Origin of the sequence: Streptomyces sp. NBC_01257 (assembly GCF_035917255.1) — a bacterium.
Lineage (GTDB): Bacteria > Actinomycetota > Actinomycetes > Streptomycetales > Streptomycetaceae > Streptomyces.
This window is the reverse complement of record NZ_CP108472.1, coordinates 3236363-3252446: the sequence shown is the minus strand read 5'-3', so window position 1 is coordinate 3252446 and position 16084 is coordinate 3236363. Positions and strand designations below refer to the sequence as shown.

12 protein-coding genes are annotated in these 16084 nt (G+C 72.1%); 7 read left to right on the top strand and 5 right to left on the bottom strand.

Annotated features, from left to right (window positions below):
• The first annotated feature begins 281 nt into the window (after window positions 1-281).
• The 4 genes from OG408_RS13770 to OG408_RS13755 all read left to right on the top strand — a co-directional run bounded on the left by OG408_RS13770 (window position 282) and on the right by OG408_RS13755 (window position 6324).
• Window positions 282-1934: a dynamin family protein gene (locus tag OG408_RS13770; RefSeq protein WP_285563792.1), complete on the top strand. Its 1653-nt coding sequence runs from the start codon at window positions 282-284 to the stop codon at window positions 1932-1934.
• A complete protein-coding gene (locus OG408_RS13765; protein ID WP_326670080.1) occupies window positions 1931-3910 on the top strand; it encodes a GTPase in 1980 nt (659 codons plus the stop codon). Before OG408_RS13770 ends, OG408_RS13765 begins: the two co-directional genes overlap by 4 nt.
• Window positions 3911-4012: 102 nt before the next feature.
• Entirely contained in the window at window positions 4013-4615 is a 603-nt protein-coding gene (locus OG408_RS13760) for a single-stranded DNA-binding protein (protein WP_266778896.1), read from the top strand.
• Between the two features lie 260 nt (window positions 4616-4875).
• Complete coding sequence (locus tag OG408_RS13755; RefSeq protein ID WP_326670077.1) at window positions 4876-6324, top strand: LAETG motif-containing sortase-dependent surface protein; 1449 nt, start codon at window positions 4876-4878, stop codon at window positions 6322-6324.
• 138 nt (window positions 6325-6462) lie between these two features.
• Here the strand turns inward: OG408_RS13755 and OG408_RS13750 are convergent, their stop codons facing one another.
• Complete coding sequence (locus tag OG408_RS13750; protein ID WP_326670075.1) at window positions 6463-7041, bottom strand: hypothetical protein; 579 nt, start codon at window positions 7039-7041, stop codon at window positions 6463-6465.
• Between the two features lie 174 nt (window positions 7042-7215).
• A complete protein-coding gene (locus tag OG408_RS13745; RefSeq protein ID WP_285563632.1) occupies window positions 7216-8052 on the bottom strand; it encodes a hypothetical protein in 837 nt (278 codons plus the stop codon).
• Window positions 8053-8353: 301 nt separating this feature from the next.
• Between OG408_RS13745 and ettA the strand changes: the two genes are divergently transcribed.
• Genes ettA through OG408_RS13730 form a run of 3 tightly spaced genes read left to right on the top strand, consistent with a single transcriptional unit; the run spans window position 8354 to window position 11126 of the window.
• On the top strand, window positions 8354-10018 hold the full coding sequence (ettA, locus tag OG408_RS13740) for an energy-dependent translational throttle protein EttA (protein WP_266778852.1): 1665 nt from the start codon (window positions 8354-8356) through the stop codon (window positions 10016-10018).
• Between the two features lie 5 nt (window positions 10019-10023).
• Window positions 10024-10446 (top strand): acyl-CoA thioesterase, encoded by a 423-nt coding sequence (locus OG408_RS13735; protein ID WP_266778850.1) that lies wholly within the window; start codon window positions 10024-10026, stop codon window positions 10444-10446.
• Window positions 10443-11126 carry a hypothetical protein gene (locus OG408_RS13730; RefSeq protein ID WP_266778848.1) on the top strand — a complete coding sequence of 228 codons (684 nt, stop codon included), beginning with the start codon at window positions 10443-10445 and terminating at the stop codon, window positions 11124-11126. The genes OG408_RS13735 and OG408_RS13730 overlap by 4 nt, the downstream gene beginning before the upstream one ends.
• A gap of 34 nt (window positions 11127-11160) precedes the next feature.
• On the opposite strand, the gene OG408_RS13725 is transcribed toward OG408_RS13730, so the two are convergent.
• From OG408_RS13725 to OG408_RS13715, 3 genes are read right to left on the bottom strand one after another with little or no spacing between them, the layout of a single operon-like run.
• Window positions 11161-12210: a DUF2804 domain-containing protein gene (locus OG408_RS13725; protein ID WP_285563631.1), complete on the bottom strand. Its 1050-nt coding sequence runs from the start codon at window positions 12208-12210 to the stop codon at window positions 11161-11163.
• A 36-nt stretch (window positions 12211-12246) separates the two neighbouring features.
• On the bottom strand, window positions 12247-13209 hold the full coding sequence (locus tag OG408_RS13720) for an ABC transporter ATP-binding protein (protein WP_285563630.1): 963 nt from the start codon (window positions 13207-13209) through the stop codon (window positions 12247-12249).
• Window positions 13206-16019 (bottom strand): FtsX-like permease family protein, encoded by a 2814-nt coding sequence (locus tag OG408_RS13715; RefSeq protein ID WP_326670073.1) that lies wholly within the window; start codon window positions 16017-16019, stop codon window positions 13206-13208. Before OG408_RS13715 ends, OG408_RS13720 begins: the two co-directional genes overlap by 4 nt.
• Between the last annotated feature and the right edge of the window lie 65 nt (window positions 16020-16084).

Below are 16084 nucleotides of genomic sequence, written 5' to 3'. Positions count from 1 at the left end.
GGGCGGTCCGTGACCTTGCCGGGACAAGGATAGGGCTCCGATTGACTCGTCCCGGTTGCTTCACCTGCGTGGCACGATGTGGAGGTTCGGTGAAGCGAGACGATAATCGCAGGTAGGTGCGATTCCTGCACCGGTTTTGGCGCCTCACGCCCCGGGTGTTGTGCACTCGTTATGCCTGCGCCCCACTCGTCCCGTCTGTCCGGACGGGGGAACCGGCGCGCAGAGGTGGCTATACGCTTCAAAAAGGCGCCAAAATTGGGCATTCTTCGCATGTGGTGACCTTGGACGTACGGCCTCAGCTCATCGACGCACTTTCCGCCCTGCGCGACCGTGTCGCTGCCGTGCGTCTTCCACTCCCGCTCCCAGGAGCTCCACGCGCCCGGCAGACCAGGATCGAACTGCTCGCCCAGCTCGACGACTACCTGCTGCCCAGGCTCAAGGACCCCGAGGCACCCCTCCTCGCGGTCATCGGCGGATCCACCGGCGCGGGCAAGTCCACGCTCGTGAACTCCCTCGTCGGACGCCGGGTCAGCGAGGCCGGCGTACTGCGGCCGACCACGCGGACACCGGTGCTCGTCTGCCACCCGGACGACCAGCACTGGTTCGCCGGGATCCGGGTGCTGCCCCAGCTCACCCGGGTCTGGCTGCCGCCCGAGGAGTCGGCCGACCCCGGCCAGTGCGACGACCTCGACGGCCTCGACGGGAGCGCGGCCGAGGAAGGGACCGCGCTGCGCGTCGAGACCGCCCCCGGACTTCCGCGCGGACTCGCCCTGCTGGACGCCCCCGACATCGACTCCCTCGTCGTACGCAACCGTGTGCTGGCCGCCGAACTCATCTGCGCGGCGGACATCTGGGTCATGGTGACCACCGCCTCCCGCTACGCCGACGCCGTGCCCTGGCACCTGCTGCGCACCGCCAAGGAGTACGACGCCTCCCTCGTCACCGTCCTCGACCGGGTGCCGCACCAGGTCATCGCCGAGGTGTCGCGGCAGTACGGCGCGCTGCTCACCAAGGCCGGGCTCGGCGAGGTGCCCCGCTTCACCATCCCCGAACTGCCGGAGTCGGCGGGCGGCGGCAGCGGGCTGCTGCCCACCACCGCCGTAGCCCCGCTCCGCGCCTGGCTCACCCACCGCGCGCAGGACCCGGCGGCCCGCCAGCAGGCGGTCGGCCGGACGGCGGCCGGCGTCATCGACTCCCTCGACGTCCGGATGCCGGCGCTCGCCGGAGCCGTGGCGGCCCAGTACGCGGCCGCCGTACGGCTGACCGGTGTGGTCGAGGAGGCGTACCGGACGGAAGGCGCACGCGTCCGGCGGCGGCTCCAGAACGGCGGCGCGCTGGCCGGCGACGCCCGGACCCGGTGGCGCGGCTACCCGCTGTACAGCACGTCCGAGGAAGTGCTCGAAGCGCTCGTGGAGTCCCTGGCCGCGCTCCTGGAGTGCGCGGTGGCCGCCGCCGACGAACAGATCCGTACGACATGGCGGCGGGAGCCGGCCGCCGGCGCGTTCGCCTTCGAGGCGTCGGGCCGCGAGGCCGGTGGCTGGGGGCCCGCCGAGGACATCCGGGGCCGGATCGACATGACCGTACGCCGCTGGCGCCGGGTCCTGGAGGAACTGGCCGAGGAGGAGGTGCGCCTCATGGAACGCAACACCGCACCCGACACCGAGACCGTCGCCACCCTCCTCGCCGCGGCCCTCCTCGGCGGACGCCGCGCCCGCACCGCAGGGGAGCAACTGGCCGAACGCATCGGAGCCCAGGGCGCCCTGCGGCTCCGTGACAAGGGCGGGGCCCTGCTCACCACCTACCTCGACCAGGTGCTCGGCGGCGAACGCGACCGCCGGCTCGCCCCGCTGGACGCGCTCGACGTGGCCCCCGAGCCGCAGGCCGAACTGATCGCCGCCCTGTCCGTACTGCAGAAGGAGAGGTGGCAGCGATGACTGCCGTCACTGACGAAGGTCCGGGACAGAGCGGGGGCCGGGCCCCCCGGGCCCAGGCACCGGCGGCCGGAGCCGCCCCGGAGGCCTCCGCCTCCGCCGGGAGCCCCGGGACCGACCGGGAGCGGCCGCCCGGCGGCTGGGACGACGGGCTCATCGCCCGCCGCGCCACCCCCGCCACCGAGGAGTCCGCACCGGCCGCGCCGGACGAGGCGCCCCCGGAGGACCAGGAGGACGACGTACGTCCTCAGGTCGAGGCGTACGTCCCCTCCGGCAGCCCGCTCAGTCCCCGCCTGGACGCCCTGCGCGAGCTCGTCGGGCTGTCCAGGGCCCGGCTGGAGAGGACCGACCTGGCCGAGGCGGGCCGGGTCCTCGACGAGGCGGCGGCCCGGCAGCGGCTCTCCTCCCGGCACACCGTCGTCGCCATCGCCGGGGCGAGCGGCAGCGGCAAGTCGACGCTCTTCAACTCCCTCGCGGGCGCCCAGATCTCCGAGACCGGACTCCGCAGGCCCACCACCGCCTCGCCCCTGGCCTGTTCCTGGACGGACGGGGCGGCGGGACTGCTGGACCGGCTCGCGATCCCCGGACGGCTCCGGCGCAGGCCACAGGCCGGCGCGACCGCGTCCGACGAGGCGCTCCAGGGCCTCGTCCTGGTCGACCTGCCCGACCACGACTCGGCGGCACGCGGCCACCGCGACCAGGTGGACCGGGTGCTGGCGCTGGTCGACGCGGTGATCTGGGTGGTGGACCCGGAGAAGTACGCGGACGCCGCCCTGCACGAGCGCTATCTGCGGCCGCTCGCCGGGCACGCGGAGGTCACCTTCGTGGTCCTCAACCAGATCGACCGGCTGCCCGGCGAGGCCGCCGACCTCGTCCTGGACGATCTGCGCCGGCTCCTCGACGAGGACGGCATGGCCCTGGGCGAACACGGCGAACCCGGCGCCACCGTCCTGTCCCTGTCCGCGCTCACCGGTGACGGGGTGGGTGAACTGCGCGAACTGCTCGGCCGGTTCGTCCAGGACCGTACGGCGGCGACCCGCCGGCTCTCGGCGGACGTGGACGCCGCCGCGGCCAGGCTCCGGCCCGTGTACGTCGCCGAGGGGCGGCCGGGACTGGGGGAGCGGGCCCGGGAGGAGTTCGCCGACCGGCTCGCGGAGGCGGTCGGCGCGGCCGCCGCCGGACAGGCGGCCGAACGCGAATGGCGCCGCAACGCCGGAAGGGCGTGCGGCACGCCGTGGCTGCGGCTGTGGCGCTGGTACGAGTCGACCAGGCAGCCCGGAAGCCTGGACCGGGCGGCCCTCGACGCGCCGCCCGAGGAACGCCTCACCGCCCGCCAACGGGTCGAACAGGCGGTCCGCACCGTGGCGGACGACGCCGCGGACGGGCTGCCCGGGCCGTGGGCACAGGCGGTGCGCGAGGCCGCGGTGCACGGGGCGCAGGGACTCCCCGAGGCACTCGACGAACTGGCCGGCCGATCGGCTGCCACCGCCACGGGTACGGGCACGGGCACGGGCGCAGGTGGCACGGCTGGCACCGCCACGGACACCGCGACCGGTTCACGCACCGGGAACCGTGGCTCAACGGCCCAGCCGCCCGCGGCCCGCGGTACGAAGCCCCCGCGTCCGGCCTGGTGGCCGGCGGCCGTGCTGGCCCAGGTGGCGATGACGCTGCTGCAGATCTTCGGCGGCCTGTGGCTGGCGGGCCAGATCATCGGGGTACTGGAGCCGGGACTGCTGGTGCCTGCTCTGGTGATGCTGGCGGGCATCATCGGCGGCCCGTTGGTGGAGTGGTCGTGCGCGGCGGCGGCCCGGGGACCGGCGCGGCGGTACGGCCAGGAGGCCGAACGGCGGCTGCGCGAGGCGTCGGCGGCCTGCGGGCGGGCCCGGGTGCTCGATCCGGTGTCGGCGGAACTCGTCCGCTACCGGGAGGTGCGCGAGCGCTTTGTGGCGGTGACGGAGTTTTCCACAACGGGCCGTTAGTCCACAGGCCTCAGCAGGAATTCCGCCTCCCCTTCAGCATGGGATCAGTGACCGGACGCAAGGGTGCGGTCACCGAATCCGGACCGAAGGGGAGGCGGAGTCATGAACGAGACCTTGGTGACGCTGGTGGGGAATGCGGCGACCGGTGTGGAGTTCCGGGACACCGCGAGCGGGGGAATGGCGCGATTCCGGTTCGCGGTGACGCCGAGGCGCTGGGACCGGGAGAAGGAGCTCTGGACGGACGGGCACACCAGCTTCTACACCGTGTGGGCCTGGCGCACCCTGGCATCGAATCTGTCGGGTTCCGTTTCCGTCGGGGAACCGCTGGTGGTGCACGGCAGGCTGAAGGTGCGTGAGGAGGAGCGGGAGGGGCAGCGCCGGACGTTCGTGGACATCGAGGCGATGGCGGTGGGACACGATCTGACCCGGGGGACGGCGGCGTTCCGGCGCGTGGTCAGGGGCGACCCGGGCCTGACGGCCCGGACCGGGCGCACGGTGACCGGCGAGCCGGACCAGTGGGCGGTACGGGACGGCCAGGGCAGGCCGAAGCCACCGGCGGAGACGGCGGCAGCGGAGACGACGGCTCAGGCACCGCCACGGGCCCCGGAGGACGAGCCGACAACGGCCGGCCGGCCGGAACGGCCGCCGACACGACGCCGGACGACACGTCAGAAGCCTGCCCCCGAGCTGGTTTCCGCCCCCTGACGAACCCCCTGAGAAACCGCCTGACGAACCACCTGGCGGGCGAGACGTGCTCCGGGCTCGGGAGGGGTTCCGGGCCCGGACCCGGGACGTTACCCGGGATAACGATTCCGATTCGGAATGGTTGTCGGACGGTATGACGGGGGACTGTGCATCGCCCGGTCCTTAGGATTCCTCAGTACTCACAGGGCACTTGAGTCGGCTGGCGGGACATTCCCCTGCACGCGCACCGGGCGTGAGGGTCTCGCCCGGAGGGGAATTCTGTGTTTTCTGCTTCTTCAGCGACCGCTTCGTCATCCTCGGCGACGGCCGGCACACGACGGGGCTCGGGCGCAGCCCGACTGGCCGTCGGGGTGCTGGCATCCGCTCTGGTCATGGCCGGCGCCCTCGCCGGCGCGGGCGGCGCCGTCGCCGACGAGGCACCGCAGCACCAGGGTGGCGCGACCGCGGCCCTGGACGGGCTGAAGACCTTCGACACCGCGGTCCTCCGCACGGACGGCAAGGACCAGCAGCTGCCCGCCGGGCTCTTCGAGATGACGGTCGACGGCGGCGGCAAGCTCAAGACCTACTGCATCGACATCCACAACCCCACCCAGGACCAGGCCAAGTACCTGGAGACCCCCTGGAACCAGACCTCGCTCGGCGCCAACAAGAACGCCGGCCGGATCCGCTGGATCCTGGAGCACTCCTACCCGCAGACGGACGACCTCCAGGCACTCGCGAAGGAGGCCGGGACGGGCCCCCTCACCGAGCGCACCGCGGCGGCCGGCACGCAGGTGGCCATCTGGCGCTACTCGGACGACGCCGACGTCAGGGCATCCGACGCCCAGGCGGAGAAGCTCGCCGACTGGCTGGAGAAGTCCGCCACCGACACCGCCGAACCCAAGGCGTCCCTGGCCCTGGACCCGGGCGCGGTGTCCGGCCGCTCCGGTGAGCGGATCGGCCCGGTCACCGTCCGCACCAACGCCGGACAGGTCTCCGTGACCCCGCCCGCCGACTCCGCCAGCGGCGTGAAGATCACCGACAAGAAGGGCAAGGCCGTCACCACGGCGGCCAACGGCTCCCAGCTCTTCTTCGACGTGCCGGCCGACGCGGCGGACGGTTCCGCGTCCCTGACCGTCCAGGCCACCACCTCGGTCCCCGTCGGCCGGGCCTTCGCCGGCGCCACCAAGAGCCAGACCCAGATCCTGGCCGGCTCCAGCGAGTCCACGGTCTCCGCGACCGCCACCGCCACCTGGGCGGGCAAGGGCGCGATCCCTGCGGTCACCGCGAAGAAGAACTGCGCCAAGGGCGGCGTGGACGTCACCGCGAGCAACAAGGGCGACGCCCCCTTCACCTTCGACCTGGCCGGCGCACAGCACACCGTGCAGCCCGGCAAGTCGGAGACGGTGACCGTCCCGGTGGCCGAGGACCAGGCGTACGACGTCACGGTCACCGGCCCGGGCGGCTTCACCCGCACCTTCAAGGGCGTCCTGGACTGCAAGACGACCGGCACGGACACCGGCGGCCTCGACGTCCAGACGGCCGACCAGCCCGTCACGACCACCGCCACGGCAGGCGGCAGCACGGCCGGCGCCGAAGGCAACCTGGCCGAGACCGGAAGCTCCAACGCCACCCCGATCATCGCGGGCATCGCGATCGCCCTGGTCGTCATCGGCGGCGGCGCGGTCTTCTTCCTCCGCCGCCGCAAGGACCAGTCCACCGGCGAGTAACGAGCACCCCCGCCAGGCGCACCGCACGACGCCCTGACCACTGCCCCGGTACGGCTTCGGCAGGCCGGGGCGGTGGCGTATTCGGGCCGGAATCCCGCGGTGCGCGAGCGGGACCGCGGCCCGCGCGGTACGAGGTCGCTAGGAGCCGGCCGGAGGACGACCCTCTGGGCCCGGCCCCACTCCCAGATCCGCTCGCATGACATTGCGCATGTGGTCCCATCGTTCCCAGAGCAGCGGGAAGTCCGTTGCCCGGATATCCTCGAAGGAGCCATCGGCGTCCGGGTGTCCTTCCGCCAGAGACATGATCCGGCGGTACACCTCCGACAGCGCCGCGGTCATACCGTCCAGCTCGACCAGTACCGTCCCGGACACGATCAGCTGGGCCTCGGCGAACGTCGAATGATGGTCGCGTCTCGCCTCCTCGACAGCCTCTCGTCCCTCCGGGGTGGCCTGCCCCCTGTCGAAGTCCCAGAGGAAGTCCATCAGACGTGTCCGGTAGAGACGGAAGGCCGCGTTGACCGTCACGTAGCAGTCGCGTCGACGGATCAGCTCCGAAACCTGCTGCTCGCGAAGCCACTGGGCGTGAGCCGCTCGTTGCTCACGATCGAACTGTTCCGCCTGGACGCGTGCGACCACTCGTTGTGCGAGAAGCGGTGAGAGCAGGGTGCCGGTTACGCCGACTGTCGCAACGACGAGCGCAAGCGTGGTGCTGCCCATGGTGTCCCCCCAGAAGACGGCCCGGCCCTCCGCTGCCATCCTGCCCGGGGGGTGCTCCCTGCATTCGGCTCTGGCCGACCGGGCGCCGGCTCCGGACCCGCCCTGACTCGCGCCGGCTCCTGGACACTCCCTCGGCCTTCACCGGAGTCCGTCGAGCACGTCCTGAGCGGGAGCTCACGGACGCTCGAAATGCTGGAGCACCCCTCCAGCGGAGAAACACAGTGCTCCCGTGAGGGTGCCCCAGTTGGCGATGTCGTCGTTCAAGACGCTCGCCGTGGCAGGGCGGGTGAAGTCGGCCAGTGCCGCGACCATGAAGAGCACGGACCCGAGCTGGTTGACCGCGACGATCCACCAGCCGAGATCGCGGGGCCGGATTCCCGGCCGGCCGTGGCAGACCTCCACCAGGGCCAGATGCCCCGAGACGAGGAACAGGGAGCACCCGACCAGGTCAGGGGCCCAGATCAGCCGGTTCACCTGCTGCACCGAGAGCCCCTGCAACAGGGAGCTCAGCAAGTTGATGCCGAACACAAGCGTGCCCACGAACAGCAGGAAGGTACTCAGCCAGTCGATCCGGCCGGGCTCGTAGCTCCACCATCTCCATCGCCGCGCGGCAAGCGCCCCGGCTCCGTCGTCCTGGCGAGGGGCGTTGACCGCCTGGAGAAGCGACACGTAGCCGCCCGTGTTGAAGAACAGGCCGCCGGCGAAGTAGATCCAGGCTCCCGTCGCATCACCTGCGCCGAACTGTGCGACAGCGGCCCCGAAGGCGAAGAGGCCCCCACCCACCGCGAACGCACTCGCCGCGATGGCATTCAGCCTGCGGAGACGACTGACCGACGCGCTGTCCGCCCTACGGGAACGGGGTGCGCGATCGCCGGCCCCCCGCACGGTGAGCAGCCCGCGCTTGCGCGCCCGCCGGGACTCCCAGACCGCAGTGCCGCCGTCATCGAGGCGCCAGGTCAGCCGCGTCGTGAACGGCCCCGCACCCTCGGCGGTCCTCTCGATTCGACTCACCGCTCGACCCTAGCCGTTTGGTACCTGAATGCCCGCATATGGCTCGTGCGTAGCTGGTGTGTGAGCGGGGCTGCTCGCGACGCCCTCCGAGCGCGTTCCTTCGGGTCCCGCGGGCCGGGGCACGCGTGAGGACTGTCGGGCGAGCGTGACCGAACGCGACAGCCGGTGACAGTTCGCCTACAACCGCAGTCAGGCGTACGGCCAGGTCAGGCCCGCCCACCGATACGAGTTTCCGTCAAGAGGTGGCAGTCAGGCAAGATGGGGTGTATCTGCCCACTCATCGATTGCCGGACGGTTTCTCTTGGCTGAGTACATCTACACGATGCGCAAGACACGCAAGGCGCACGGCGACAAGGTCATCCTTGACGACGTGACGCTGAGCTTCCTGCCCGGCGCGAAGATCGGTGTGGTGGGTCCCAACGGTGCCGGTAAGTCCACGGTGCTGAAGATCATGGCGGGCCTGGAGCAGCCGTCCAACGGTGATGCCTTCCTGTCGCCCGGGTTCAGCGTCGGCATCCTCATGCAGGAGCCCAAGCTCGACGAGGCGAAGACCGTACTGGAGAACGTCCAGGACGGCGCTGCCGAGATCATGGGCAAGCTCAAGCGGTTCAACGAGGTCGCCGAGCTCATGGCGACCGACTACTCCGACGCGCTCATGGACGAGATGGGCAAGCTCCAGGAGGACCTGGACCACGCCAACGCGTGGGACCTGGATGCTCAGCTGGAGCAGGCCATGGACGCGCTCGGGTGCCCGCCCGGGGACTGGGCCGTGACCAACCTCTCCGGTGGTGAGAAGCGCCGTGTCGCGCTCTGCAAGCTGCTGATCGAGGCGCCGGACCTGCTGCTGCTCGACGAGCCCACCAACCACCTCGACGCCGAGTCGGTGAACTGGCTGGAGCAGCACCTCTCGAAGTACGCGGGCGCCGTGGTGGCCGTCACCCACGACCGGTACTTCCTGAACAACGTCGCCGAGTGGATCCTGGAGCTCGACCGCGGCCGCGCCATTCCGTACGAGGGCAACTACTCCACGTACCTGGAGAAGAAGGCCACCCGCCTCAAGGTCGAGGGCCGCAAGGACGAGAAGCGGCAGAAGCGGCTCAAGGAAGAGCTGGAGTGGGTGCGGTCGAACGCCAAGGGGCGCCAGACCAAGTCCAAGGCGCGTCTCGCCCGGTACGAGGAGATGGCGGCCGAGGCGGACAAGATGCGGAAGCTGGACTTCGAGGAGATCCAGATTCCGCCGGGCCCGCGGCTCGGTTCCATCGTCGTCGAGGTCGAGAACCTCTCGAAGGCCTTCGGCGACAAGGTCCTCATCGACGACCTGTCGTTCACGCTGCCGCGCAACGGCATCGTCGGCGTCATCGGCCCGAACGGTGCGGGCAAGACCACGCTGTTCAAGATGATCCAGGGCCTGGAGACGCCGGACGCCGGCTCCATCAAGGTCGGCGACACGGTCAAGATCAGTTACGTCGACCAGAGCCGCGCCAACATCGACCCGAAGAAGACCCTCTGGGCCGTCGTGTCGGACGAGCTGGACTACATCAACGTGGGCCAGGTCGAGATGCCCTCGCGGGCCTACGTCTCCGCGTTCGGCTTCAAGGGGCCGGACCAGCAGAAGCCGGCCGGTGTGCTCTCCGGTGGTGAGCGCAACCGTCTGAACCTCGCGCTGACGCTCAAGGAGGGCGGCAACCTGCTGCTCCTCGACGAGCCCACCAACGACCTCGACGTCGAGACCCTGTCCTCGCTCGAGAACGCGCTGCTGGAGTTCCCCGGTGCGGCCGTGGTCATCTCCCACGACCGTTGGTTCCTGGACCGCGTCGCCACTCACATCCTCGCCTACGAGGGCGAGTCCAAGTGGTACTGGTTCGAGGGCAACTTCGAGTCGTACGAGAAGAACAAGATCGAGCGTCTCGGTGCGGACGCGGCCCGTCCGCACCGTGCCACGTACAAGAAGCTCACGCGAGGCTGATCGTCTTGGCTCGTCACATCTACAGCTGCCCGCTGCGCTGGTCGGACATGGATGCCTTCGGCCACGTGAACAACGTGGTCTTCCTCCGCTACCTGGAGGAGGCGCGCATCGACTTCATGTTCCGGCTGGCGCCGGGGGACGGCTCGCCGTCCTTCTCGGGCGGTTCCGTCGTGGCCCGGCACGAGATCGACTACGTGCGGCCCCTGGTCCACCGGCACGCGCCGGTGACCGTCGAGTCCTGGGTCACGAAGATAGGTGCCGCGTCCCTGACGATCGCCTACGAGATCAAGGACCCGGAGCAGGTGTACGTGCGGGCGTCGACCATCGTCGTGCCGTACGACCTGGCCGAGGAGCGGCCCCGGCGGATCACCGCCGAGGAGAAGCTCTTCCTCCAGAAGTACCTGGCCGAGGAGCCCGCCGCGGCATGACCGCACCCGTGCAGTCCCTGCAGTTCGCCGACGCGAGGGAGGCCGCAGATCTTGCGGCCTTCCTCGGTCGGCTGCTCCACTACGACCGCGCCGCGGCCGTACGGCTGCAGGCCGGCGGCGGTGCGCTCGCCGTGTTCGGCCGGCCGCCGTCGTTCGAGGTGCTGGCGATCCGGGCCGTGCGGCTCGCCGACACGTACGACTTCGACGTCACCGTGTCCGCCGGTGAGCTCCTCGAATCACTGGAGGAGTCGACCGGTTCCGGTGCCGTCCCCGCGCCGGTCACCGGTCCGCCGTGGACGGGCGTCCTTCCTCCGCGCGGCGGCTGGGAGGAGCAGTCCGGGCTGCCGGGCCCGCCCTCCCTTCGCGCATCGCTCACCGATGCCGTCGCCGAGTTCCGTGCCCGCGACGAGGCCCTGCCGGAGGACCGGCGCACGCGGGCGGAGCGCGATCTCATCGGGCGCGACATCTGGTCGCGGACCGTCGGTGGCACGGAGCTTCCGCTGCGTGCCGTGCACGCGGCCCAGGCGCTCGGATTTCTGCGTGCCGCCCCCGATTTCCCCGTGGCCCTGCTGGCTGCGGGGGCGTGGCTGCGGCTCCGTACCCCGTACGGCTCGATCGCGCTGCGGCGCGCGGGCGCCGCCGGTGGACTGGGGAGCCTCGCCTTCTCCGTCGGCGGGTAGGTTCTCGCCCGCGCCGTCCGGTGAGTGCGTTCCCTCACCAGCGCATGTGGACGTCCTCCGCCCAGCCCAGCAGCCGCTCCACCGCGATCTCCGTGCCGTCGTCCGTGCGGATCCGCCCGTCGTAGTGGCCGAAGCACTGGTCCGTGCGGTTGGCGATCAATCCGGTCTCCGTGCGTGTCGACCGGTTGTGGAACGGGGTGAACGTCAGGTCCACCTGGCCGGACGACGGCGTACGGATGGTCCAGGGCGCGAGGTGGTCCGCCGGCGTCCAGCGCCAGTCCAGCTCCTCGCCGATCTTGGTGAGCCGGCCGTCCACGCACAGCCCGTTCTCCGTGGAGCCCGTGCCCGCCGTCCAGCGGCCGCCGAACTGGAGGCCCACCGTGTGACCGCCGGTGCGTCCGGAGGCGGCGCCCCAGTTCCAGTCGACCGTGCGCGGCCAGCGGCCGCGGCCGTGGTCCAGGACCGCCCAGGTGTCGTCCCCGTCGAACTCCAGGAACTCGGTGCCGATCCGGACCCGGCCCGACGCGGGGAGCGCGGTGTGTTTGGAGGTGTACTGGAAGCGCTGTCCGCTCCACGGCACGACGACCGACAGCGACTCGTGCCCCGCGGGCCGGGCGACCAGCAGGTCGACCTCCACGGGCAGCTTGTCCGCGGTCAGGCAGCGGGCCCTCAGACGGGTGCCGGCGTTCTCGTCGCGGATCTCGATGCGCACCTTGCCGCCCGACGGACGCTCGGGGCCCACCACCGCGTCCCTGGAGCCGGGGGCGCCCGCCACGGTGTCCGGGAGTCCGGCGCCGAAGCCGCCGGGGATGATCGCGGTGCGCTCCAGTTCGAGCCCGCCCGGTGTGTATTCGAGCAGGTAGACGGTGTTCAGGGCGAGGAAGTCGAGATCACTGACGGTCAGTGCCACCAGGTGCGTGGGTGTCGTCACGCACCAGTACTCCCAGCGCTTCGTCCGGCCCCAGCCGCGCAGATTGGCGCGGTGCAGCGGCACCCGGGACCAGCCGACCGCGGCCGGGTTCAGACCACCGTCGGGCAGGCAGAGGTCGACCGGGCCGGTGATCTCGCGTTCGGTCGTCGTCATGCGCGGATCCTATAGGGGGCCCGCAGCGGGCCCGTCTCACTCCGGTCCGGAGCCGTCCGGCCACACGCCTATGTGGTCCTGCTCCAGTTCCAGCATCACGCGGTGCTCCATGCCCAGCGCCTCCGTGTAGTCCGCGGGCAGTTGCAGCCGGCCCGCCCGGTCGAGCATCGCGTACTCGCGCGCCACCTGGGACTCCTGGCCGGTCGCCGCGTCCACCTCCGTGCGGCGCAGCACCTCGAAGGAGGTCCGGCCGTCGCGGATGGCGACCGTGCGGCGGACCTCGTTCGCGACCGCCTGGTCGTGCGTGACGATCACGATGGTCGTGCCGAGCTCCTCGTTGGCGCGGCGGAACGCGGCGAAGACCTGCTCGCCGGTGGCCGAGTCCAGCTCACCGGTCGGCTCGTCGGCGAGCAGCACCGAGGGGGAGTTGGCCAGCGAGACCGCGATGGCCACCCGTTGCTGCTGACCGCCCGACATCTGCTGCGGACGCCGGTCGCGGCAGTCCGCGACCTCCAGCATCTTCAGCAACGACTCGGCACGCGCCGTCCGTTCGCGGTTGCGGCCGCGGCCGCGCAGCTGCATCGGCAGCGTGACGTTCTGGATCGCGGTCAGGTAGGGGAGCAGGTTGCGGGAGGTCTGCTGCCAGACGAAGCCGACGACGTCCCGGCGGTAGCGGAGGCGTTCCTTCTGGCCCATGGAGAGGAGATCGCAGCCCGCGACCTTCGCCGCCCCCGCCGTGGGTTCGTCCAGGCCCGCCAGGATGTTCATCAGGGTCGACTTGCCGCTGCCGGACGCCCCGACCAGGGCCAGCAACTCGCCCTCGGTGACCAGCAGATCGAGCCCCTGGAGGGCCTGCACCTCCACCCCGTCCGTGGTGAAGATCCGGACCAGCCGGTCGCAGGCGATCAGCGCGTCGTGGCCGTAGGAGGGGCGGTCGCGGCGGGCGGTGGCCCGCTGTTCGAGCTCCGCCAGCGTGGAATCGGTCGACGGCGTCGTCATCGGGAGTCTCCTGCCCTGAGTTCGGTGATCGATCCACGGCGGCCGGCCCACCAGGCCTGCACACCGGCCACCACCGCGGCGAGCACGATCACGCCCAGCGCCGGCAGGACCAGCGACCACGGATCGGTCCGCAGCGGTGCGGTGTCCAGCAGGCCGGAGCCGGGGCCGGACGAGAGTGCCAGGCGCACCAGGTCGACGCCCGGTGCCAGCAGGGCGATGGTCGCCCAGCTCACCAGGAGCCCGCCCCCGGCGGCCAGCAGGGCCTGCGGCATGGCCTCGAAGCCGAGGAGCCGGCCGCCCTGCCGGGAGGTGAGACCCATGGTGCGCAGCCGCGCCAGCAGCGTGGTGCGCTCCGGGGCGGTCTGGAGCAGCGAGAGCAGGACGGCGAGCAGGGCGTATCCGGCGCCGGCCGCGATCGCCGCCGCGTAGATCCGCTCCGCGCCCGTCTGCATGGGCGTGTCGACGTACGTGGCACGCTCCTCGGCGCGCAGCTGCACGGTGAAGTCCTCGCCCGGCTGCCGGGCCGCCGCGCGCAGCGCCTTCGTGTCCAGCCGGTCGCCGGTGAGCAGCAGCGCGGTGGTCTGCCGGTGGGTGAGCGCGGCGGCGTTCACGACGATGAACGAGCTGTCGTTGACGGCGGGCGTCCGCGCCACCGTCCCCGCGACCCGCACCTTGAAGTCCCCGGCCAGCGACTGGAGATCGCGCGGCTTGTCGCCCAGACGCGCGGCGACGGACGGTGGTACGAGGACCGGGAGCACCCGGTCCTTCGACGGCAGCTCGCCCTCGGGCGTCGTGGGACCGGTCGCCTTCAGCCGGTCGGCGGCGAAGGTGCCGACGCCGGTGGAGCGGGCCAGCCGGGCGTACGAGACCGGGTCGACACCGATCAGGGTGGCCCCCTTGGCGTCCTCGAAGCCGCTCTCGGGCGGTGGCAGCGCGACCCCGTACTCGATCTGGACCCGGGCCACGTCCCGTACGCCGTCCGTCTTCTCCACCGCGCGGATCAGACCGTCCGGCAGGGGGACGGAGTCGGCCTGGCCGCTGATCCGGGCGTCGGCGCCGGTGGCGAGGACCGCCGCGTCGTCCCGGGCGTCCGCGACCCCCGCGAGGACCGAACCGCCGAACGCCGCCGTCGTCAGTGCGACCAGCAGCGCGAGCAGCGGCAGGGTGCCGGCGGCCGAGGTGCGTCCGGCGCGGGCCAGCGACAGGAAGCCGACCGCGCCGCGCAGCCGGGACACGGACCGCAGGGCGAGCCGCAGCGGCAGCGGGTAGAGCCGGACGAGGACCACGGCCGCGATCAGCCCGACCAGTACCGGGGCCGCGCTGACCAGCAGGTCGGTGCCGCCGGCACTGTCGGTGCCGCGCCGGCGCAGCGCGGCGACGGCGCCGACGGCCAGTACCAGCAGGGTGAGTTCGGCGACGGTACGCCGCCGGGAGGGCCGGGCCGACACCAGGTCGTCGCGGCCGCCGTGCAGTTGCGGGGTGCGGTGCAGCAGTGTCGTCCGCAGCGGGAGCGCGACGCAGACGAGGACGGCGACCGAGGCGGCGCCCACCGCCGCGGGCCACAGCCGGGCCTCGCCGACGGCCAGGACCGCGAGCAGCAGACCCAGTGCCGCCGCGGGCACCGCCGTCACCGCGGTCTCGGCGAGCAGCCGGCCCCCGATGCCGGTCAGCGAACCGCCGCGGGCCCGCAGCAGCGCCAGTTCGGCGTGGCGGCGGGCGGCCAGCAGACCGCCCGTCATCAGAAGCACGACGGCGGCGACGGCCCCGATGCCGACGGCGGCGACCGTGACGACCGGCTCGATCGCGGCCCGTATCCCGTCGAACGCCGTCAGGACCTCGTCCAGGTCGGTCGACACCGTGACCGTGTCACCGGCCACCCCGCGCATCTTCAGCAGCTCGGGGCCGCCCTCCAGGGAGGCCACCGCGGTGCGCAGCTCCGGCACGTCGAGCGCGGTGAGCCGCGAACTGTCCGGCGCGATCCGCCAGTACAGCTCCGGCTGGCCGGTGGTGGCGAGCAGGGCGGGCCCGGCGTCCGGCGGGAGCAGCAGGGCGGCGATCCAGTAGTAGCGGGGGGTTTCCTTGGTGGGCTTGGCGACCAGGGACGGGGTGCGGAGCAGGGGTTCGGCCGACCAGTAGGAGGCCTCGGGGTCCCGCGGGGTGACGATGCCGGTGATCCGTACCGTCAGCGCGTCGCCGCCCCGGGTCGGGACGGCGACGGTTGCACCGGCCTTGATCCGCAGGGACTTCGCGGTCTGCTCGGTGACGGCGGCCTCGACCTCCCTGGTGGTGAGGGACACCGTGCCGTGGACGGCCGGCCACTTCCCGGAGCGCAGGGTGGAGTGCTGGGGCAGTGCGGACTGGGTGGCGTACGTCAGGGCGGGATCGATGCCGTAGGGGCGGGGGAACCACGGCTCGCCCGCCGCGATCGGCTCAGAGGTGCGCACCCCGTAGGCGGACTGGGAGGCGTCGGCCCGCACCGGATCGGGCAGGCCGGCCAGGATCCGCCGGTGGACAGAGGCCAGGGTGTCCTCGCGCACCGCCGACTCGCGGGCGCTCACGGGCAGTTCCAGACCCGGCTGGGGGCCGCTCAGCTCCAGGACGCTGCGCGTCGCGTCGACGGCGCCGAGGTCGTGGCGCAGCCCCTTGTTCTCGTAGCTGTCGACGGACCGGGGGAACGCGGCGGCGAGGAACGCCGTCACCACGACCAGCAGGGCGAACGCGCAGGCCGCGCCGGGGGCCGTCCGCAGCCGGGTGCGCACCCAGGGGGCACAGGCGGCCGCGGCGCGGGAGGTTCTCGAACGCGGGCTCATGTCAGTTGTCCCCCTGGGTGCGCAGCGCTATCGCCTGGTCGGGGCGGCGCAGGAGCGTGGGCGCA

What these genes read in the sequence shown, in the direction of transcription:
- OG408_RS13765 (WP_326670080.1), top strand. Translation starts at nt 1,931, where the DNA reads ATGACTGCCGTCACTGACGAAGGTCCGGGACAGAGCGGGGGCCGGGCC.
- OG408_RS13760 (WP_266778896.1), top strand. Translation starts at nt 4,013, where the DNA reads ATGAACGAGACCTTGGTGACGCTGGTGGGGAATGCGGCGACCGGTGTG.
- OG408_RS13750 (WP_326670075.1), bottom strand. Translation starts at nt 7,041, where the DNA reads ATGGGCAGCACCACGCTTGCGCTCGTCGTTGCGACAGTCGGCGTAACC.
- OG408_RS13730 (WP_266778848.1), top strand. Translation starts at nt 10,443, where the DNA reads ATGACCGCACCCGTGCAGTCCCTGCAGTTCGCCGACGCGAGGGAGGCC.
- OG408_RS13725 (WP_285563631.1), bottom strand. Translation starts at nt 12,210, where the DNA reads ATGACGACGACCGAACGCGAGATCACCGGCCCGGTCGACCTCTGCCTG.
- OG408_RS13720 (WP_285563630.1), bottom strand. Translation starts at nt 13,209, where the DNA reads ATGACGACGCCGTCGACCGATTCCACGCTGGCGGAGCTCGAACAGCGG.
- OG408_RS13715 (WP_326670073.1), bottom strand. Translation starts at nt 16,019, where the DNA reads ATGAGCCCGCGTTCGAGAACCTCCCGCGCCGCGGCCGCCTGTGCCCCC.